Origin of the sequence: Alistipes onderdonkii, assembly GCF_025145285.1 — a bacterium.
Taxonomy (GTDB): domain Bacteria; phylum Bacteroidota; class Bacteroidia; order Bacteroidales; family Rikenellaceae; genus Alistipes; species Alistipes onderdonkii.
Genome location: NZ_CP102251.1, coordinates 1,510,507 through 1,532,012, shown reverse-complemented (window position 1 = coordinate 1,532,012; position 21,506 = coordinate 1,510,507). Strand labels below are relative to the sequence as shown.

Below are 21,506 nucleotides of genomic sequence, written 5' to 3'. Positions count from 1 at the left end.
AGGTGGTGGCACACTCCTGCCGCAAGCCCGGCACAATCCCGGCGTTTACTCTTCCCCGCGCACGATCACATAGTCGCCGGGCGTGAGCGACATCCCGCCGAGCCCGTCGAGGACGCCTGCCTTCTGCCGCCTGCCGTCTGAGATGCGGTAGAGCGTATATTTACCCTCTTTCCACGCCTTGAGCCCGATGCTCATCGTGTTCGGCGTGTCGTAGTCAAGCGCGCTGACCTTCGTCTGCAGTCGGCTGTCCCACGGCTCCCGGAGCCATCGGTGGTTGGGTTCCAGCGTGACGAACAGTTCGCCGTCCCGCTCGTCGATGAAGTAGATGCCCGTCCCGGTGTAGGTCACCAGCGGCGAACTGCCTACGCCGACGATGCTCCTGACCCCGTCGCTGACATTGAGCGGGCACCATTGCGTCACGTCGCCCGAGTGGTAGAATTTTTCCGGCGAGGAGAAGATGCTCACGTCGCGGCTTTTCGAGATGGCGAAGTTGCTGCCCAGTTGTTCGTTGACCAGACGGTCATACATCTGTCCCAGCGGGGTGGATTTGTAGATTTCGCCGGCTACGATGAAGCTGGCGGCTTTTTTCGGCGTGCACGTGAGGCTCAGGAAATGCGAACCGCAGTGGTAGGGGGCGTATTCCTGCATGGTGTAAGTCCACATCGAAGCGCACTGCACGCCCAGCGCCCGGAAATACTGTGCCTGTATGGGGTAGAGATAGGCGCTTTGGTTGAAGAAGGTCTCGAATTCGTAGACGGTTTTCGCCTTGCCGGCGTATTCGGGGAGCAGGAGCCACCCGTAGCCGTTCACGTCGTCGAAATACTGGTTGAACCAGCCCGAATAATCCTGCGACGTGAGGTCTTTGGGATTGCTCCAGTAGTCCTGTGGCACGAGATCCTGCCCCGGATAGTTGCAGCAGGCCACGGCTTCGGCCTTCGAGGCGAGGGCGCCTTTGAAAATATCCGGGTTGCCGTTGCGGTAACGGTGCCAGTTGTGGCTCCAGACGACGGGCTGCTGCGCCCCGGCCTCCCGGATGACGTCGTACATGCCGTCGATATAATCCCGGATGAGTTCCTCACGGAAAACCGCATACGAAGCGTCGTTGTCCTGCTGCCCGTTGCCGGCCGCCCAGGACTGGAAATCGGCGTAGGCGGCGGGGTTGGACTGTATGTCCGTATAGCTGAAGGCTTCGGGTTCGTTGATCAGCTCCCACAGGGCGATGTGTTTCTCGGCCGCATAGGTCGTCCCCGAATAGTTGTTTTTGCGCGTGAGCAGCTGGCGGACGTAGTTTTTCGATTTCCGGACGACCTCCTTGTCGTGTACCCACTCCTGGCGGGCAGCGGTCATGAATACCGAATTGGGCACGTAGCCGCTGCCCATGTGGTTGATAAGGGCCAGCGTAATGTAAATACCCCGTTCGGCAGCTTCGGCGACCATGTAGTCCAGCACGTCCAGGTAGGGCGTTTCGACCAGGTTGCCCTCCGCATCGGTGAAATCGGCGGGTGTCAGGTGGCAGCGGATGACCGAAACCTTGAGTTTGGATACCTCTTCGAGGTTGTTGTGGGCCACGCGTCTCAGCGCCTCGGCCGTTTGGGGTATCCCGTGCCTCTTGAGGCGGTCGTTGTATTCCCAGCTCAGGCAGGGCTGGAAGTTGACGCCCCATAACGAGAGCTCCCCGCCGTCGGGCGCATATATTTTCCCGTTTTGTACCGATACGTAATCCCCCGTCGCGGGTGGCGTCGGCGGCGTGGGCGGGTTGGGGTCGGGGGTCTGGTCGGTTCCGGAGTTGGAGCAGCAGGCCAGTGTCATCAGCAGGCCTATTGCAACGATAAAGCGTGTCTTGATCATGGTTCGGGTTTTTGTTGGTTTCGTTCCGTTTTCAAATATAGGTTAAATCCCGTACACCCCGGCCTGCGAGAAGGCCGGGGTGCCGTGCCGCGTTATTTTTCCCAGGCGAGTTTGGGGTAGCCGCCGCCCGCGCTGCCCAGCGTCCGCCAATAGGCGGCCGGGGTTTCGGCCGTGGTTCGCCATGCCTCATGCGTCGAGGGCTGGGGCCATGCGGCGCCGAATTTCGCATTTCCGGTCTGGCTGCCTCCGCCGCCTGCCGGGATACCCTCCAGGTCGCCGTTCCAGTAGCAGTGGGAGATGTTGCCCGAATTGTGCTCGCCGACGATCGCCCCGATGGCGCTGTCACCCGTCACCTGTCCGATGTGGTAGCAGGCCGTGATGGTTCCCTTGTGGAACCCGCAGATGCCGCCTGCCCCGGCCCATCCCGAGGTCTGGCTCTCTATCAGCCCGTCGTTGTGGCAGGCGATGATCTCGGCGTCGGTGCTTTGGCCCGCGATGCCGCCCGAATTCCACTTGGCACCCACCTTGCCCGCATTGTAGCACGAGCTGATCGTCGCCCCGGCGTTGAGCTGGCCGCAGATACCCCCGGCCTGCGACCCTTCGACCGTGACGGTGCCCGTATTGTAGCAGCGCGTGATGAGCGTGGCATTGTAGGTGAGCCCCGCGATGCCGCCGTTGTTGTCGCCTGCGCCCCACGGCAGGACGAGGTCGCCCGTGTTGTAGCAGTCGGCGATCTGGCAGTCGTCGGCCTGCCCCGCGATGCCGCCCGTCTTGCTGGGTTTGCCGCCGATGCCGCCCGTGTTGCCGCAGCCCGTGATCGTCCCTTTGCCGCAGTAGCCGACGATGCCGCCCGTGCCGTCCGACGGTACGGTGGCGTCGATGGTCAGCGTGCCCGTGTTCAGGCACTCCGATACGGTGCCGTTGTTGTTGTACCCGCAGATGCCGCCCAGCGTGTTGCTGCCGCCGTCAGTCACCGATGCGCGGTTGGTGCATCGCTCGATCGTTCCCGTGTTCTCACCGCAGACCATGCCTGCATGCCACTGCCCCCTGAGTGCGCTGGCCGAGGCGATCACGACGTTGCGGATCGTCCCGCCGTTGGCTGCGAAGAGCCCGGCATTTCCGTTCCCGAGCGAAACCCTGAGGCGGGCGACGGTGAAGTTGCCGCCGTCATAGATGCCCTCCAGTTTCGAGATCGGCGTCCACTCGGCGTCGAGCAGGTCGATGTTGCCCTGCTGGAGGTATTTGCGCCCCCGGCTGGCGTCGTCGAGGTCGATCATCTTCAGTTCGGCGATCGTGTTGACGGGGATGAAGCCTTTGTCGTCCGCCTCGCGGAAGGCTACTTTCCCGTCGACGATCCGGAGGCTGATCTGGCTGCTTTCCTCCCGCCCGATCTCGTATTGCGTGCCGTCGCAGGCGATCCTGGCGACGATGCCGACCGGAACCCCGGCCTGCTGCATGGCCTCGCCCTTTGCATTGAGGGTGATCTGCGTGGGGCTGTCCGACCCGGCCAGGTAAACTTCGATGGTGCGGTTTTCCAGCCCTTCGATCCGGTAATGCGTCGGGGTCATGCCCTGGGCCGTACCCCCGGCTCCTTCGTCCCAACTGCCCACGCCGATGGTTCCCAGCGTCAGTTCGCTGCCGTTCAATACCAATGGTACCGTGTAGCGGTAATCGGCCAGGAACACCCCGTCGGTGGGGGATGCCGCCGCGCTGACCTCCGTCGTGCTGACGGTGTTGTTGACCATGACCGAAACCCTGAACCCGGGTGTCGACGGCTCGATGATCGCCTGCCATTTGTTGCCGTTCCCGACGTGGCAGGCTTTGAGGCCGTCGACCGTGAGCGCCGTGGCGGCGATCGTGCCCAGTTCGAATTCCACCATGGTCTTCAGGTGCCGCATCGGGACGTTGGCCATCTCCCGCAGCGGTACCTGGGCGGGGTTGTCCCACCCCAGCTGGTCGGCGTCGATAAGTCCCTGCGCCGTACCGTCCTGGATGGCTGTGCCCTCCTTCCTGAGGATGATCCCGACGGGCTGGCGCTTGTTGTCGGGGAATACGACCGCCTCTCCGGCGGGGATCCATTTGCCGCCGTCGTATTCATACGTGGCCTGCATGCGTTCGCTGCCGCTGCCGAGCGTCACCGTCATCGTGTGCCCCGCACGGGTCGATGCCGGGCCCATCGTCGGGTCGTCGTCTCCGGTTTGGGCGCGTGAAACCTCGGCCATTTGGGTGCGGATGGAGATGCTTTCCACCGTCGTAGGCTCCGTCCGGCCCTCCTTTGCGGTGTCGTCGTCGGAGCATCCTGTCGCTGCCGTGCCCAGTGCGAGCATGGCCAGATAGAGGATATGTCGTTTCATGATAGGCTCTTTTATATTAGAAATTGATCTCGATCGTGTGGTTTTCCCCCGCTTTGAGGGCCGGCATCGTCTTGACGACGAAGTTCCGGGGACGCTCCTGGCCGCCGATGGTGACGGTGCCGATGGCTTCGGGGGCTATTTCCGTATTACCCGGCAGCATAATCAACTGGGCATCACCGGTCTGAGGGTCACAGTAGGCATCGTACCCGGCGACCGAGAGCGCCGTGATCCTGCTGCCCGACATCGTGCCGGCGAGCGTGAATGTGAGCTTCGGCCGTTCGTGCCCCAGTGTCAGGGCGACGGCCTGCGCTGGGGCGACCTCCTTCAGCTCGGCCGAAAGCCAGTCCGCGGCGAGGAACGCTTCCTTCTCCCGCTGGTCTTTGGCGATGGCGCCGCCCTGTGCCTGGCGTACGGCCTCCTCCGGCCAGTATACCTTGACGGAGGCCAGGGCGCTTCCGTCCACCGGGAAGTAGAGCACGTCGTCCGGGGTGGCGCCCGCCAATGTCCCGTCCGCATAGATATAGGTCGTTGTCCGGGCCTTTACGCTTACCGAGGCCCCGGCCATTCCCCGAAGGCCGAAGTAGTCGTCCGCCGCGTAGTTCGCCGCCGCCCGGCTTCCCGGGCTGATGCCTGCGACGCTGAGCCGGACGGGCATCGCGGCGTCGAAGGGTTCCTGCTCCGAGCAGGAACTTCCGGCCAGGAGCGCCGCCGCGGCACAAATGAGTAAGGATTGTTTCATAGTTTATCAGGTTTAGGTTGTTTCTCCCGTGGTGCGGTATAACAAAAATAGTCCGCCCGCCTGACTTAAATTATCCCGGAATTATCAAATACTATTACGTTTCCGCCATTTGCCTTCCCTGCCCGGCCGGAGGGGCCATGCGTCTTGATCCCGTGCGGGGGCTGGAAACGGAAAAGCGGCCGGATCCGTGTCCGGCCGCCTCTCCGTCCCTGCGGGTTCGGGCTATTTCCTGCGGTGTTTTTCGGCATACTCCTTGGGCGAAAGCCCGAAATGCTCGCGGAAGCATTTGGTAAAATAGGAGTGTGAGTTGAACCCTACGCTATACATGATCTCCGAGATGCGGGTGTCGCTTTGCGCGAGGTATTGCGCCGCCCGTTTGAGCCGCACGGTGCGGATGAATTCGTTGATCGACTCCCCGGTGAGCGCCTTGACCTTGCGGTAAACCTGCTGGTAGGAGTAGCGCGAAATCTCGCACAGCTCCTGTATGCCGAATTCGGAGTTGTCGATATTCTGTTCGATGGCCTTGACCAGCGTGTCGATGAACTTGTCGTTTTCCGATTCGATCTGAATTTCCGAAGGGTCGGTGAGCAGCTTCTGGCGGTATCGTTCGCGCAGTTTGATGCGCTGCTCGATGAGCGAGTTGACCCGCGTGCGCAGCGTCTTGATGCTGAACGGCTTGGCGATATACCCGTCTGCGCCTGCCGAATACCCCTCTGCGCGGTTCTCCTCATCGCCCTTGGCCGTGAGCAGCAGGAACGGGATGTGGCAGGTGAGCAGTTCCGCCTTGCTGCGGCGGCACAGTTCGAAGCCGTCCATGCCGGGCATCATCACGTCGCTGACCACCAGGTCGGGGTAGATGTTTCGGATCTGCTCCCACCCGTCGTTGCCGTCGTGTGCCGTGTATATTTCGTACTGTTCTTCGAGGTTTATGCGCAGGAAATTCCGCATGTCCTCGTTGTCCTCGACGATGAGCACCTTCGGGTTGCGCTCGGCGGATCCCGCTTCGGGCTGCCTATCTGCCGTCCCGCTGGCGGGTGCCGCCCCCGCCGGGTCGACCGGGAGCGTGAACGTGAAGGCGCTGCCCCGGCCCGGGGCGCTTTCCAGGGTCAGCGTGCCGCCGTGCAGCTCGACGAAATCCTTAGCGAGCATCAGCCCGATGCCCGTGCCTCGGATCGACTCGAACGACGGGTTGCTGCCCTGGTAGAACCGCTCGAAAATATGTTCCCGGTCGGCCTCCGTGACGCCTATCCCGGTGTCCGACACCTCGACTGCGGCGAACCGTCCTTCGTCGCTGCGGCGCAGCGAAACCGTGATGCCGATATGTCCGTTGTCGGGCGTGAACTTGAAGGCGTTGGAAAGCAGGTTGTACAGCACCTTCTCGACTTTGTCGCTGTCGAATTGGAAGGTGAGCTCGGGTTCGGAGGTTTCGAAATCGTAGTCGATGCCCCGTCGTTGCGCCTGGTAGGCGAACGATGCGTAAATCCTGTGCACGAACGACACGAACTCGCCCGTGCTGGGGTTGAGTTTCATCTTCCCGTTGTCGAACTTGCGCAGATCCATGATCTGGTCGATCAGCCGCAGCAGCCGTTCGCCGTTCTGCCGCATGAGCGAGAGCTGCTCCAGCTGGCGCTTGTCCCGGATCTGTTCCCCGAGGCTCTCTATGGGGCCCAGGATGAGCGAAAGCGGGGTTTTGAATTCGTGCGATACGTTGGTGAAGAAACGCATCTTGACCTGGTTCAGTTCTTCGGTCTTCATGCGTTCGAGTTTTTCGAGCCGGAGTTCCGAGAGGAGTTTCATTTTGGTGAGCGTCAGGTTGTAGGCTACGACGATCACCACGGCGACCAGCACCCCGTAGATCAGGTATGCCCACCAGCTCAGCCACCAGGGCGGCAGGATGCGCACCTCGATCCGTGCCGTGCGGTCGCTCCATATCCCGTCGGAGTTGCAGCCCCTGACCGTGAAGAGGTACCTGCCCGGCGAGAGGTTCGAATAGGCGGCGTAGTTCTGCGTGCCGCCCGTCATCTGCCACTCCTTGTCGTACCCTTCCAGCCGGTAGGCGTACTTGTTGTTCGACGATGCGAAGTTGAGCAGCGAAAAGTAGAAACGGAACGAATTTTCGTTGTGCCGCAGCCGCAGCCGGTCGCTGTGCAGGATCGAGCGCGGCAGTACGACGCGTTTGCCGATCCGGTGTCCGGGGCGCACCTCCTTGTTCCACAGGCTGAACGATGTGACGACCGTCGGCGCCTTGTCCTCGTTGAGCAGGATCGCGTCGGGGTGGTAGCGGATGTAGCCCCCGTCGCCGCCCATGTAGATATGGCCCTGCGGGTCGATGAAGAAACTGTTGTAAATCAGTTCGTCGATCCTCAGATCCCGGTTGAGGTCGCAGACGATCTTGTTTTTCCGCACCGGGTCGTACATGATGAGCTTGTTGGTCGTGGCGGCCCAAATGCGGCCGCGGCTGTCCGACGTGAGCGTGCGGATCGACTGCGAGAGGTCGAGGTCGTTGTCGAAACGCTCGAACTGCCCGCTCGCCGGGTCGAGTTTGCAGAGGCCCCGGTCGGTGCCCGTCCACACATTCCCCTTACGGTCAACGTGGATGGTGTAGATGCGGTTGCTTATCAGGCTGCGGGGGTCGTCCGTGCGCACCTTGTACTGTATGAAGCGGTCGTTGCGCTTTTCGTATTTGAACAGCCCCTCCTGCGTGGCCGCGAACCAGATGTTGCCCTTTGCATCCACGTCGAAATAGCCGATGTCGCAGTTGTCCGAGTTGATGATGCCGCTGATGAGCCGGGTCTTGTAGCTCAGGTGCGAGATACCGCCGTCGGGGCGGTAATGCGGGGTGATGAAGCAGAGTCCGCTGCTGATGTTGGTCACGATGTCGTGGTCGGCGTCCTCCTTGATGTCGTAGATGTATTTGAGCGAGAAGTTCTGGTTCGAGTGCTCGGCGCGTACGAAACGGTCGCGCGCGGCATCGTAGTAGTCGATCCCGTCGTTGGTTCCCAGCCACAGGGTGCCGTGGCTGTCGCGGATAAGCCGCTTGGCGATGCTGTGCGAAACCCCTTTGTCGGCCATGTAACGCGTGTATCCTGCGTCGCGTCGCGTGCTGTCGTACCGCAGGACGCCTTCGTTCGTGGTGAGCCACAGGCTGTGGTCGGGGGTTCCGAGCAGGTCGTTGACGATGACTTTGCGTTCGGCCCCTTTCCTGTCGTTGGTCAGGCGGACGCAGTCGATCTTCTTGCGTTTGAGGTCGAGTTTGGCCAGTCCGCTGTCGGTGCCGATCCAGACGATGTTCTGCCGGTCGCGGAAAAGCGTGCGCAGCGAGTTGTTGGGCAGCGACGTCGGGTCGGACAGCGAACTGTAATAGGCGCTGGCCCGACAGCTGCGGGTGTCGTAGAGCGTGAGCCCGTCGGCCGTTGCGAGCAGCAGGTGCGTATCGTCGTAGCTGAGGATGCTCTTTATGTCGTTGTCCGTAAGTCCGCCGTCTTCCGCGCGGAGGGTGCCGAGCGGCTGCTCGGGATGCCGGATGTCGAGGACGACCAGGCCGCTGGAACTTCCGACGTACAGCAGGTCGGGGGTGTTCTCCGGGATATACAGCGCGTTGACCAGGTTGTTGTAGGTGTCGTTGGGCAGCTTCCGGCTCCGGGTTTCATAGCGGACGAAACTGTTGTCCGTGGGGTTGAAGCGGTAGAGCCCGTCGAAGGTGCCGAGCCACAACATCCCGTGCCGGTCGGCGCAGATGCTGCGGATTTCGTTGGCCATCCGGTCGAATGCATCGGGTACCAGTACGAAATAGTTGATATAGCGTTTCCGCAGGTCGAGGCGGATCAGCCCTTCGAGCGTCCCGACCCACATCACCCCTTGCGGATCGTCGTGGATGCAGCGGATGCGCAGGTTGTTGAGCAGCCGCAGCGAGTCGTTGTCCGCATGGTATTTCACGAAACTTTCCGTCACGGGGTCGTAGAGGTCGAGCCCCTTCTCGGTGCCGATCCACAATTCGCCCGTGCGTGTGAGGTGTATGCAGTTGATGAACGAGGCGCTGACCGACGTCGAATCCCCGGGGTTGTAGCGGAACGTTTCGAAATTGTAGCCGTCGTAGCGGTTGAGCCCTTCGGCCGTCCCGAACCACATCAGCCCCGTACTGTCCTGTGCCACGGCGAAAACCATTTTGTCCGACAGTCCCGCGTCGATCGAGAGGTTGGTGAAATGGAGGTTCGTGACCTGTCCCCACAGGGGCAGCCAGCAAAACAGCAACAGTCCGGCAGCAAGGTGTTTCATCGGTCGTAATTTAAGGTGCTACGACAAATATACCTGTTTTTTGCATCATTCTGCCTGTTTGTCCCACAGGAAAACCGCACACTCTTCGGCTCCGAGCCTGACGGAGGCGCCTTCGGGCGACGCTTCGCCGCATAACCGGCGTGCCGAGGCGGGCAGCGGCCGCGAAAGCCCTATTTCGACGGTGTGCGGGCGTTTGTTGACCAGTACGGCCAGCCGTTGCGACGGAGACTCCATCAGACGCATCAGCACCCCGTCCGCCGGGCGGGAGAAGTGCAGCGGGGCACGGTCGATCTGCCCGCGGCAGTAGGTGCCGTAGAAATCCGCGACCCCTTTGTTGTCGCCGTGCCAGCCGCCCAGCTCGACGAGCGAGGGAAGCCACACGGCCTCGCCCTTGCCGTAGCGGTGGCGGGTGCCGACCACATCGTCGCCGTGCATGGCGATCGCCTGCGCCTTGTCGGGGGTGAGGATCCCTTTCCACAGATGCGCGGGCAGGGTCGTGGCAGGGGTGTCGCATGCGATCGTAAAATAGGGTGCGACGGCCTTGTACTCGCTGATCTGTGCGCCGAAGCACCTGCGCAGCGGAAAGTCGTCCATCAGGATGCAGTGCATGTTCTGGTCGTAGAATCCGGTGAGCCCCGTGGCGATCATCCGGCCGCCTTTACGGACGAAATCGTCGAGCCGTTCCCATACCTCCGAAGGCAGTGCCACGAGGTTCGTCAATACGATCGTTTTTCCCTGCGGGTTGCTCCAGTCGTATGCGCCCATTTCGCAGATTTCGGGAACCACGCCCCAGGCGGCTATGGCTTCATAGGCCCCCGCGAGCGATTTCATGGTTGCGCTGGCCTTGCGCCCTTCGTAACGGCCGTCGTCCGACACCGCCGCATTCTTTTGCTGCGTGCGGAGCGATTCGGTGTTGTAAAGGAGCGTGATGCCGCTCCGTACGGGCCGGGCCTCGCGGAAAAAGCTTTTGTGGGCTTTCGCCGTGCGGGCGACTTCCGAGGCCGCTGTCAGGCGGTCGCTCGGCCGCCCCTGGAAATCGAGCATACCCCATTCGCCGGCTTCGAGTGCCGACGCCCGCTGGTTCAGCGTCCAGAAGATCACCCCTTCGGCGCCTGCGGCGATACCCGTCCAGAGCCATTGCGTGATCTCCCGCGCCGTGGGACAGAGTACCTCCCTTCCGCTGGCCGTGACATTGCCGCCCTGCATTTCGGTGATCCAGAACGGGTTTTTCCCGGCTCCGGAGCGGATGATGTCGGCCATGAGCGAGATTCCCAGCGGGTATTGCGCCCGGGTGAAATAACCGAAGTGCCAGCTCAGGTGCATCGACACGCCCAGCGAGGTCAGAAACCCTTCGTAGGCGGGGAAATCGTAGTCGGCGAGGTTGTCCAGAAGCTGGTGGGGATTGATGTGTTTGTGGTGCGCAGGGTCATGCCGATCGACCTGCGATGCGATCCATCCCAGGTACCACGTCGTGAAATCGGTGTGGAACCGCTCTTGCGTGAAGTCGGCTTTCAGGTAGCCGTTGTCGTAGGCCGGAGTCTTCTGCGCGGCTTTCCAGCGTGCGAAAACCTCGTCGGTCAGGTCGTTTCGCCCGGGCCCCGTTCCGCCCGTTCCCGGTTCGTTCTGCAACACCCAGGTGTCGAGGGCGGGATGCCCCCTGAAGTGGCTCACGACGGCTTCGATGTAATCGGCGATTTCCAGCAGGTGGGCTTTCGAGCGGGGGAATTTGAATCCGCCCACGTCGCCCAGCTCGTCGGTCGGCGGGAAGAGCGTGGCGAAGAGTTTTACGCCGTGTTTCCCGGCGGCATCGAACGCTTTGTCGTAAAGCGTGAAATCCCACGATCCGTCCGGGCGCAGCATGTGCGCCCCGAACATCCGGATGCGTGCCGTTTCGAATCCGTGCTGCGCGAGTATCCTGAAGAACCCGTCGATCTGCTTGTCGGTCTGCCCCGGTTCGATGAACACCTGCGCCCCGATCTGCGGGTATTCGGTGCGTTGCGGGTAAAGGGGCTGGCACAGGAATCCCAACGCCAGTAACAGGATTGTCTTTTTCATGGGCTATCGTTTGTTGCAAAGCCTCCGGCCGTTGCGGATTGCTTCGGATTCGTTGTTGCAGGGAAGTAGCGTGAATTTGTAGGCATAGCGTTTTGCCAGCAGGCGGTACTGCTCCGAGGGGCGCGCATTCAGGCTCCATGTATCGGTTCCCCCGACCCCGGCCTGCACGCAGTCTATGTTGACCGTCAGGGCATCCGGAAGTCTCTCCACTTCGGTGACGTGGCGTGCCCTGTCGAGCGCCTCCTGCGTGCAGTCCCATACCGACATGCTCAGGGGGCTGTCCCCCGCGATCTGGATGCCGCGTCCGTTGCCCTCCGTCAGCGTGAGCCAACGCACTGCGCAGCGGTTGCCGTTCTCCTGCGGGGTGATGTAGTCGTGCATGAAGTCCCCGGGCGTACCCCGGTAGAGGCCGAGCAAAGCACCGCACGAGCGGTCGGAGTAATTTTCCTGGGGCCCTTTGCCGAAGTAGGCCATCCTCCCCAGTGTATTGGGAACCCGGGTTCGTAGCCCCGCGCGCAGCGGTTCCGGCAACTGCCCGGCGATCTGCAGGTCGTACGACACGGCCAGCGCCCCCGTGCCGTCAAGCGTATAAACCAGCGTCAGCCGCACGCTGTCGGGAACCCCCTTTTCGACGCGCACCGTCCCTGCGGCTTCGTCGATGCGGATGCCTTCCGTCCGGATCCTTCCGGGCATCTCTTTCCAGCATCCGGCGATCTGCCCGACGCGCCATCCGCGCCAGTCGTTGTCGGTCGACGCCCGCCAGAAGTTCGGCCGCAGGGTGTCGCATACCAATGCCTTCCCGCGTACCGTATAGGAGACCAGGTAGCCGCTTCTGCGGTCGATTTCCGCCCGAACCCCCGCGGCGCTCAGCACGATGCGCTCCCCGTCCTGCGAGACGGCCGCCCTGCCTGCGGCGGGTTTATGCGCGGGTGCCTTGTAGAAAGGCAGTCCGAACTGCTCTTGCGCAGCGATGTGCCCGGCCCCGGCGTAAGGGGTCGCCCGTTTTTCCCGGGCCTGTACGCGGAGCAGATATTCGGCGCCGGGTTCGGGCTCGAAGGGGCGGAACCCGACGGTGGCCGGGGCGCTCTTGCCCGCGGGCGTCGTCGGCACGTCGAAACTGCCGCGCTGCAATACGCCCTTGTCGGTCGATATTTCCCAAGTGAAGTCGTAGCGGTCGGTCGGGGAGAAGAAATTACGGTTGTGTACGACAACCCTTCCGGCAGCAAGGTCGTCCGCCGTGAACCCGATGGGCTGGAATACATATTTGCACTCCAGTGCCGCGGGCTTCAGCGTACGGTCGGGGTTGACGATGCCGTTGCAGCAGAACGCCGCGTCGTGATGCTCCCCTGCCGGTTCGAAATCCCCGCCGTAGGCCCAATAAGTGCGTTGGCAGGTGTCTTTTTTGACCAGCCCCTGCTCTGCCCAGTCCCAGATATGGCCGCCCAGCAGTCCCTCATGGCTGCGGATGACCGTCCAGTAGTCGTTCAGCCCGCCGGTCGAATTTCCCATCGAGTGGGCGTATTCGCACATCAGCACGGGGCGGTCGATCCGCGGGTTGAGGGCCATGCGCTCCAGCTCCCCGACCGTGGGATACATGCGGCTCACGATATCCACGTAGGCGGGGTCGGTCGGATTGCCGCCGTCCTGCGGCTGTTGCGGGGTGCCAGGCTTCCCGTCTGCGGGGGCGGCACTGGTGAATACGGCCGCCGAAGTGCGCCTGAGGGGTACGTAAAGCGGGCTCGCAGGTTGTCCCTGCGCCCCTTCGTAGTGGATCAGGCGCGTGGGGTCGTAATCCTTGGCCCAGCCGGCTGCCGCCGCGTGCGCCGGGCCGCATCCCGATTCGTTACCCAGCGACCACATGACGATGGAGGGGTGGTTGCGGTCGCGGACGACCATCCGGCTTACACGCTCCAGGAACGGAACGGCCCACTCCGGGTCGTTCGAGAGCTTCCCGCCCGAACCGTGGCTCTCGATGTTGGCTTCGTCGATGACGTAAAGGCCGTAGCGGTCGCACAGCTCGTAGAAATAGGGGTCGTTGGGGTAGTGGGACGTACGCACGGAGTTGAAATTCAGCAGTTTCATCAGCCTTACGTCCTGTTCCATCCCTTCGCGCGTGACGGTCTTTCCCGTATATTGGTCGTGGTCGTGGCGGTTTACGCCGTAGAGTTTCACGGGGACGCCGTTGACCAGCATCTCGCGTCCGCGGAGCCGGACGTCGCGGAACCCGACCTTGCAGCTGCGCGATTCGGCGACCTGCCCGTCATCGTTGCGCAGGGTCAGCACGAGGGTGTAGAGCGCAGGGTTCTCGGCGCTCCATTTTTCGGGTGCCGCGATGCGCTGCTCCATCAGTGCGAAGTAGACGTTGTCGCGTTGCGGGTAAGCCTCCGACAGGATTTCTTCGACCGGTAGTCCCATTTCACGGCCTTCGGGCGTCCCGTCGGGGGCATAGAGTTGCGCCCGCAGATGCCATCCTGCCGCCGGGGTGCCCTCGCGCAGGTCGATCGTGGGGCGTATCTGCAACAGCGCGTCGCGCATGTCGCCGTCGAGCAGCGTCCGCACCCCGAAGTCGCCGATGGCCACGTCGGGTTTTGCGGCAAGATATACTTCGCGGTGTATGCCCGCCATGCGCCAGTGGTCGGCATCTTCGAGGTAACTGCCGTCCGTCCATTTGAAAACCTTCACGGCGAGCGTGTTCTCGCCCGGTCGCAGCAGGCCGGTGACGTCGAATTCCGAGGGCAGGCAGCTGTCCTCGGCATATCCTGCTAGGGTGCCGTTGACCCAGACGTAATAACCCGAGTATACACCCCCGAAGTGCAGCACTACCCGGTCGCCTTCCCAGCTTCGGGGTACGGTGAACTTTCGGACGTAGCATCCCGTCGGGTTGTCGCGTGTGATCGACGGCGGCCTGAACTCGAACGGATAGGGGATGTTGGTGTATATCGGATACCCGTAGCCCTGCATCTCCCAGCACGAGGGAACCTCTATCTCGTCCCAGTTTCCGAGGTCGGCGTCCGGTTGCCAGAACCCTTCGGGGCTTTGGGCGGCGTCTTCCGCAAAACGGAATTTCCAGACGCCGTCGAGCGGCATCATCCGTGATTGGGCGCGGTCTCCCGCCAGTGCATCCTGCGGGGTCTTGTAGGAGTAGGAGGTGGCCCGGGCGGGCAGGCGGCGCAGGGCGTTGACGTGCTGGTCGGCGTCCCATCCGTCGGCGGCTGTTGCGGCGCCGTATGCAAGCGTGCACAGGAAGATTGCCGTAAGTCGTTTCATAGTTCGGATAAGGTAGAGTTTTCGATGGAACAAATATAGGAATACTCCACCCGCCGGATTTGCACGGATTTATCAAAAATTAACAGAAAACCGGCCTTTCGCCCCTCCTGCGCTGTCCCGACGAAAATGTGTTAGCATCTGCTGAACCGGTTACATTCCGTGCGCGGGGAATTCCCTACTTTTATCCTGTCGCTCAAACCTAAGACTACGACCTATGAAACGACTCATCCTTTTGACCTGCCTCCTTGCCTTCGTGTCGGTAGCGGAGGCGTGGGCCAAGCGCCCCGGGCGCTCCTTCAGGCGCTCTTTCGTCCAGGTAAGCGCCCGGGATCCCCGTTATTTCTGCCTTTCGGACGGGCAGCCGTATATCCCCGTGGGATGCAACATCGCCGCGATGGGGTCGGTTGCCGACATGGAACATTACCTCGGGGAGATGCACCGCCACGGCGCCAATTTCGGCCGCGTGTGGCTCAACACGGGCCTCTTCGAGATCGAAACCCGCTACGGCGAGGTGGACAGCGCCAAGCTCGTGCGTATCGACCGCCTGCTGGAGCTCGCCGACCGGTACGGCATCAAGATCAAATTCTGTATCGAGAGTTTCCGCCATATCCGACCGGGCGTGAACAAGTGGGACACCAAAGCCTCGTACCATACTTCCAACGGCGGCCCGTTTGCCGATGCCGACGATTATATCACCTCGCCGCGGGGGGAAGAGGAGTTCCTGCGCCGCGTGCGCATCTTCCGCGAGCGTTACGGCGACCATCCCGCCGTTTTCGGCTGGGAGCTGTGGAACGAAATGAACGCCGTGGAGACGCCCGAGGAGCACCTGCGCGCGTGGAATGTCCGTATGCTGCCGCGTGTGAAGGAGATCTTCCCGAAAAACCTGGTGATGCAGAGCCTCGGCTCGCTCGACCGGGAGTCGAGCTTCCCGATTTATGAATTCATCAACCGCCTGCCTTCGAACGAGGTGGCGCAGGTGCACCGCTATATCGACGAGGGTGCCGAACTGGCCGTGTGCGGCGCTCCGGTCGACAGCATGGCCTCCGATGCCATCGCCGTGCTGCGCGGATACGGCCTCCGCAAACCGATGCTGCTGGCCGAGTCGGGCGCCGTGAAACCCGTGCATACCGGCCCCCATCCTATATATAAGGTAGATACGATGGGTTCCGTGCTCCACGACGTGCTCTTCGCCCCCTTTTTCAGCGGGGCCGCCGGGCCGGGGCACCTCTGGCATTGGGATCACCATATCGACAAGCAGCATACCTGGTTCCAGATGGGGCGCTTCGCGCGTGCCGTCGAAGGTGTCGACCCCCTCCGCGAAGGGTTCGAACCCGTGCGCCGCGATACGGCGGGGCTGCGGGTCTATGTGCTGCGGGGCGAACACACGCTGCTTGCCTGGTGCCGCGATACGGTGAGCACGTGGCGGCACGAGCTCTCCGAACGCATTCCGGCGCAGCGGCTGTCCGGCCTGCAGGTCGACTTCACACCGCTGCTCGGCGGGCGCAGGGTGAAGAAAGTGCGGATCTACGACCCCTGGCGGGACGAGTGGGTGCGCGCGTCCCGCCGTGCTGACGTATCGCTTCCGGACTTCACGCGCTCGGTGGTCGTCCGGATCGAATATTGAAGCGCAGGAGGGCGGATGATGAAAACGGACAAATAAATGATAAATCCGTTCTTTATATCCCTGTTCCGTCTTCCTAAATTTGTTGTAACGAAAATCCTGAAGCATAACCAAACCTATCAGCCTATGAAAGAAAAAGACGCTCCGACCTTTTCGATTTTGTGATCCGGCCCTCTCGGTGAACCTCAGTGCGGGCCTGTCCCGCGGCGGCGATTCTCCCCGCGGGACGCAATCAACCAACTACAACCTAAATACCTATGAAAATGAACCATTATTTGAATGTGCCGGGGCTTCTGCGCAGATTCGCGAAGATCGGGCTGGCTCTGCTGCTCGTCCTGCCGGTCGCTTTCGGCGCCGGTGCGCAGGACGTCTCCCCTGCCAGGGTCTCCGGGACGGTCGTCGACCAGCAGGGCATGCCGATCGTCGGGGCCGGGGTGGTCGTCAGGGGAACCCAGACTGGCTCCGTGACCGACCTCGACGGGCGTTTCACGGTCATGGCGGCCAAGGATGCGACGTTGACAGTTTCATTTATCGGCTATACCACCCGGGAGGTGCCCGTAGGAACCCAGACCGATATTCGCATCGTGCTCGCGGAGAATGTCCAGAGCATCGACGATGTGGTGGTGGTCGGCTTCGGCACCCAGAAGAAGGAGACCGTCACCGGCGCCATCGGGCAGCTGTCGGGCAAGGAGCTGATGCGCTCTCCCGTGACCAATATTTCCAATGCCCTCGTAGGGCGTATCGCCGGTATGGCCGCCGTCCAGAAGACCGGCGAGGCCGGCTTCGAGGAGTCCACGATCCGCGTGCGCGGCGTGGGGACGTATGCCGGCGACCAGAATCCGCTGATCGTCATCGACGGCATCGTGCGTGACATGACGGCCTTCAACATGCTCGACCCGAACGATGTGGAGAACGTCAACGTGCTCAAGGACGCTTCGGCGACAGCCGTGTACGGCGTACGCGGTGCCAACGGCGTCATCATCGTGACGACCAAGCGCGGCCGCGAAGGCAGCCTGAAAATCTCGTTCACGGCCAATGTCGGCTTCACCTCCCCGACGACCCTGCCCAGCCTGGTCAATTCCTACGACTATGCCGTGCTGCGCAACGAGGCGTTCGCCAACGACGGCAAGCCCGACGACATCAAGGTCTTTTCGCAGGACGAACTGTGGAAATTCCGGCATAACCGCGACTATACGCCCTCCGAGGTCGAGGCGATGGGACACCTTTCGCCCGAACAGAAACAGGCGCTGCTCGACAGCCCCGCCATCTACTACGGCAGTACGGACTACATGAAGCGGATTTTCGACGCCGGGGTGTCGCCCCAGCAGCAGTACAGCGTCAATATCTCCGGCGGTACCGAAAAGGTGGCCTTCTTCACCTCGGTGGGGTATTCCAACCAGAAGAGCCTCACCAACGACTTCGGGTTCAGCGATGCGGCCTCCAACTCGGGCAGCCACAAATATAATTTCCGCACCAACTTCGATTTCAACATCATCCCGCTCACCGAGATCAATGTTTCGCTCTCGGGGCAGGTGCGCGAGACGAAGATCATCACCGACCGCAACAGCAGCGTGGACATGTGGGGCCGTTACCGCGACCTGATGCTCAACATCTACGAAGCCCCGCCCTTCTCGGCGCCGGGCGTCTCCGACGGCCGAATCATCACCGATTATGCCGGCGGTACGATCATGGACAGCAACAAGGGCGCATGGGGCAAATCCCCGATCGCCTACATGCTCGAAAAGGCACAGGCGCGCATCAACCAGAGCAGTCTGAATACCTCGATCCGCATCCGCCACCGGATGGATTACCTCGTCGAAGGGCTTTCCGTACGCGGGGCGTTGTCGTATGACCATTATTTTACCAAGACGCTGCGCGTCACCCCCAACCTGCCCGTCTATTCGATCACGCGCAACCCCGCCGATCCGGCCGAGCTGCTCTATTACGGCGGCGAACACAATGCCAAATCCTACGAGGAGACCGGCTGGGGCAAAAATCGCAAGGTCTATGTCGAGGCCGGCATCGACTTCAGCCGCGATTTCGGCAAGCACGCCGTCACGGCCATGGCGCTCGTCACCGGCGAACGCTACACCTCGCCCGGGCTGAAGTACAACGTCCCCCGCGGCTATTACGGTGTGGTGGGGCGTGTCACCTACGGTTACGACCAGCGTTACCTGGCCGAATTCAACATGGGTTACAACGGTTCCGAGAACTTCGCGCCCGGCAAGCGGTTCGGGTTTTTCCCGGCCGTTTCGGTAGGCTGGGTCGTATCGAACGAACCCTACTTCCCGAAGAACGACATCCTCACGTGGCTCAAGTTCCGCGCCTCGTACGGGCAGACCGGCAACAGCGAGATCGGCGGCGACCGCTTCCTTTTCCTGCCCGGCACCTGGGGCAGCCACAGCTACGGCCCCTGGAACGGCACCCCGCTCGACGGGTATTTCTTCGGCTCGTCGAACGGTTCAGTCAATAACCCGGCCTTTCCCGGCAAATACGAACAGTCGACAGGCAACCCCGACGTCACGTGGGAGAAGAAGGAGTCGTACAACATCGCCGCCGAGGTGCGCATGTTCCGCGACCGGCTCTCCGTCACGGTCGACCTGTTCGAGGAGAAGCGCAACAACATCCTCACCAAGCTGGGGGTCACGCCGGGCATCATCGGCCTGAGCGGCGACGCCCTGCCGCCCGTGAATGTGGGGCGCATGAGCAACCGGGGTTACGAGATACAGGTCTCGTGGCGCGACAACGTCGGCACGGATTTCTGGTATGAAGTGGGCGGACAGGTCTCCTATGCCGTCAATAAGATCGACTACAAGGCCGAACCCTCCTACATGTACGCCTGGATGAACGAAACGGGCTTCGCCTACGGACAGTACAAGGCCTATTACAACGAAGGCTTTTACAATACGCCCGAGGAGGTCGCCAACCATCCCTACAATGCCATCGACGGCAACCGTGTCCAGGGCGGCGACCTGCGTATCGTCGACGTCAACGGCGACGGCATCATCGACGACAAGGACATTACCCCGACGGGCTTCTCGAACGTCCCGCGCTTCGCGTTCAGCAGCAACCTGAGCTTCGGCTACAAGGGGTTCGAAATATCCGCGCTCCTTACCGGTTCGGCGCAGGGGACGTTCAACATGAACGGCTACCTCATCACGCCCTTCGCCCAGGGAAACGGTACGCCGCTGAGCTATATGAACGGCCGCTGGACGCCCGAACGCCATGCCGCCGGCAAGCAGATCACCTTCCCGCGCATGTCCGTGAACATGGCCAACAGCCAGAACAACCAGAACAACTCCTTCTGGTTCCGTTCGACCGACCATATCAAGCTCAAGAACGTCGAGGTGGCCTATACGTTCCGGAACGCCCGCTGGATGCGCAAGGCGCATATCGGCTCGATCCGCGTATTCGTCAATGCCAACAACCTCTGTACCTGGGGCGGCAAAGACCTGGTCGACGGCATCGACCCCGAGCTGGTGCAGGACGGCAGTACGTCCGAAGGCATCATCTATCCGCTCACGCGCGTGTATAACTTCGGTTTCAACATCCAATTTTAAGTCGCAGCCTTATGAAAAAGACCATTTATACGCTTCTCGGCCTGTTGCTGGCGGCCGGCCTTACGTCCTGCCAGGACTGGTTCATCGAGAAGCCCGAAGTGACGGGCATGGATCAGGACGAGGTCTTCAGCACGGCCAAGAACGCCGAGGGGGCGATCGCCGAGGCCTACGCCACGATCCTCTCTTCGGGATTGCCCGTACTGGTGTGGAACAACTCCCCGATCATGCCCTACGAGACGACCGAAGCCATCATGGGCGGCGAAGACCTTTGCCGCCTGACATGGGGATACATGGATAAGCAGGTCGTGGCGGGCATGCTGGCCAACAACGAGAATAACGGCGCCGGTTATACCGACGACTATTTCCCCAACAACTACGCCTACATCCGCAAGGCGTGGCTCGTGTACGAGAACATCGACAAGGTCGCCGACATGTCCGACCGCGACAAAGCCATCGTCAAGGCCGAAATGCAGGTGCTGGTGGCTTTCCGCTACGTGGAGATGCTCAAACGCTACGGCGGTGTGCCGCTGGTCGAATCGACGCTCACCACGGTCGACGTGCGCCCCCGCTCCACCGTGCAGCAAACCCTTGACTTCATCGTCGGGCTGTGCGACGCGGCCGCCGCGACACTCGAAGGTGTGCGCTGGCCGGCCGACTGGCTGGGGCGCGTGAACAAGGGTGTGGCGCTGGCCGTCAAGGCCGAGGCGCTGATGTATGCCGCCCGTCCCCTCTTCAATGCCGACGCCCCTTACATGCAGATGGCCGACCCCGCGAACAATGAGATGATCTGGCTCGGGGGCTACGATGCCAAGCGCTGGGAAACGGCGCGCCTGGCCAATCAGGAGGTGATCGACTGGGGCAAGGCCAACGGCTTCGAGCTGATCGACACGGGCGACCCCATCAAGGATTACGGCACGGCCGTCGGCACGCCGTCGAACCGCGAGGTGCTGCTGGCCTACAAGCAGCAGCGCGAGGCTGACGACAACGGTATCTACAAGAACTACACCTTCATGCCGACCCACACCGGCCACGACCTGGGGCAGTACCGCGGCACCGGCTACGGTCAGCTCTGCCAGTACCGCAAGGCCGATGGTACGGATCAGACGTGGGCGGGCGTGGACGACTGGCGCCCGGCCGGCGAATACCGCGACAAGGCCGAAGAGTTGGAACCCCGTGCGCAGGCGTCGCTCTATTTCTACGGCGTCAACCCCAAGAACAATACCGGCAACAGCCGTTGGGATCTGTACCAGAACTGGCAGCTCGAATACAAGTGGCAGGACGGCTGTGCCAAGAACATCAAATTTTGGTACGAAGCCGGTTCGCGCGAATGGTTCGAATTCCCGATCTACCGCATGGCGGAGTTTTACCTCAATATCGCCGAGGCCTACAACGAGGAGGGCAACCCGACCATGGCGCTGCGCTACCTGAACGACATCCGCAGGCGCGGAGGCATCCCCGACGAAACGCAGACCGACCGGGTGGGGCTGCGGCGGAGCATCCACCGCGAATGGGCCGTGGAATTCTACGTGGAGAACCAGTGGTATCCCCACGCCCGCCACTGGAAGCAGGGGGCGTCGATGGTCGGCGGGGCCAAGTACAAGTTCGAGTTCTCGCAGGCCGCCGGCGTGTCGTGGAACCCCCGCAAACCCGAGGAGTTCGCCAATTACACGCGCAAGCCCTCCTATGTCCCCGAATACACGTGGCACGAGCGCATGTCCCTTTCGCCCTTTACGCTCAGCGAGGTGAATAAGGGCTATCTGGTGCAGAACCCCGGATATTGATCCGCC

9 protein-coding genes are annotated in these 21,506 nt (G+C 62.0%); 3 read left to right on the top strand and 6 right to left on the bottom strand.

The window, feature by feature from the left end; all coding sequences use genetic code 11:
* Nucleotides 1–45: 45 nt before the first annotated feature.
* The 6 genes from NQ559_RS06345 to NQ559_RS06320 form a co-directional block, all read right to left on the bottom strand.
* Complete coding sequence (locus NQ559_RS06345; protein WP_018695656.1) at nucleotides 46–1,848, bottom strand: glycoside hydrolase 5 family protein; 1,803 nt, start codon at nucleotides 1,846–1,848, stop codon at nucleotides 46–48.
* A gap of 92 nt (nucleotides 1,849–1,940) precedes the next feature.
* Nucleotides 1,941–4,202 carry a hypothetical protein gene (locus NQ559_RS06340; protein WP_018695657.1) on the bottom strand — a complete coding sequence of 754 codons (2,262 nt, stop codon included), beginning with the start codon at nucleotides 4,200–4,202 and terminating at the stop codon, nucleotides 1,941–1,943.
* A gap of 16 nt (nucleotides 4,203–4,218) precedes the next feature.
* Nucleotides 4,219–4,941, bottom strand: a complete 723-nt coding sequence (locus NQ559_RS06335) for a hypothetical protein (protein WP_018695658.1) — start codon at nucleotides 4,939–4,941, stop codon at nucleotides 4,219–4,221.
* Nucleotides 4,942–5,163: 222 nt separating this feature from the next.
* Nucleotides 5,164–9,216, bottom strand: coding sequence for a hybrid sensor histidine kinase/response regulator transcription factor (locus NQ559_RS06330; protein ID WP_018695659.1), 4,053 nt, complete (start codon nucleotides 9,214–9,216; stop codon nucleotides 5,164–5,166).
* A 45-nt stretch (nucleotides 9,217–9,261) separates the two neighbouring features.
* Complete coding sequence (locus tag NQ559_RS06325) at nucleotides 9,262–11,271, bottom strand: beta-galactosidase trimerization domain-containing protein (RefSeq protein ID WP_033395189.1); 2,010 nt, start codon at nucleotides 11,269–11,271, stop codon at nucleotides 9,262–9,264.
* Nucleotides 11,272–11,274: 3 nt separating this feature from the next.
* Nucleotides 11,275–14,538 carry a glycoside hydrolase family 2 TIM barrel-domain containing protein gene (locus tag NQ559_RS06320; RefSeq protein WP_018695661.1) on the bottom strand — a complete coding sequence of 1,088 codons (3,264 nt, stop codon included), beginning with the start codon at nucleotides 14,536–14,538 and terminating at the stop codon, nucleotides 11,275–11,277.
* Between the two features lie 214 nt (nucleotides 14,539–14,752).
* Between NQ559_RS06320 and NQ559_RS06315 the strand changes: the two genes are divergently transcribed.
* The 3 genes from NQ559_RS06315 to NQ559_RS06305 all read left to right on the top strand — a co-directional run bounded on the left by NQ559_RS06315 (nucleotide 14,753) and on the right by NQ559_RS06305 (nucleotide 21,500).
* Nucleotides 14,753–16,162, top strand: coding sequence for a cellulase family glycosylhydrolase (locus NQ559_RS06315; RefSeq protein WP_026318320.1), 1,410 nt, complete (start codon nucleotides 14,753–14,755; stop codon nucleotides 16,160–16,162).
* 254 nt (nucleotides 16,163–16,416) lie between these two features.
* Nucleotides 16,417–19,719 (top strand): SusC/RagA family TonB-linked outer membrane protein, encoded by a 3,303-nt coding sequence (locus NQ559_RS06310; RefSeq protein WP_051087678.1) that lies wholly within the window; start codon nucleotides 16,417–16,419, stop codon nucleotides 19,717–19,719.
* An 11-nt stretch (nucleotides 19,720–19,730) separates the two neighbouring features.
* Complete coding sequence (locus NQ559_RS06305) at nucleotides 19,731–21,500, top strand: RagB/SusD family nutrient uptake outer membrane protein (RefSeq protein WP_018695665.1); 1,770 nt, start codon at nucleotides 19,731–19,733, stop codon at nucleotides 21,498–21,500.
* Nucleotides 21,501–21,506 lie beyond the last annotated feature (6 nt).

Coding starts and splice junctions, on each gene's coding strand:
- NQ559_RS06325 (WP_033395189.1), bottom strand. CDS start 11,271: ATGAAAAAGACAATCCTGTTACTGGCGTTGGGATTCCTGTGCCAGCCC.
- NQ559_RS06310 (WP_051087678.1), top strand. CDS start 16,417: ATGAAAATGAACCATTATTTGAATGTGCCGGGGCTTCTGCGCAGATTC.
- NQ559_RS06320 (WP_018695661.1), bottom strand. CDS start 14,538: ATGAAACGACTTACGGCAATCTTCCTGTGCACGCTTGCATACGGCGCC.
- NQ559_RS06345 (WP_018695656.1), bottom strand. CDS start 1,848: ATGATCAAGACACGCTTTATCGTTGCAATAGGCCTGCTGATGACACTG.
- NQ559_RS06315 (WP_026318320.1), top strand. CDS start 14,753: ATGAAACGACTCATCCTTTTGACCTGCCTCCTTGCCTTCGTGTCGGTA.
- NQ559_RS06340 (WP_018695657.1), bottom strand. CDS start 4,202: ATGAAACGACATATCCTCTATCTGGCCATGCTCGCACTGGGCACGGCA.
- NQ559_RS06335 (WP_018695658.1), bottom strand. CDS start 4,941: ATGAAACAATCCTTACTCATTTGTGCCGCGGCGGCGCTCCTGGCCGGA.
- NQ559_RS06330 (WP_018695659.1), bottom strand. CDS start 9,216: ATGAAACACCTTGCTGCCGGACTGTTGCTGTTTTGCTGGCTGCCCCTG.
- NQ559_RS06305 (WP_018695665.1), top strand. CDS start 19,731: ATGAAAAAGACCATTTATACGCTTCTCGGCCTGTTGCTGGCGGCCGGC.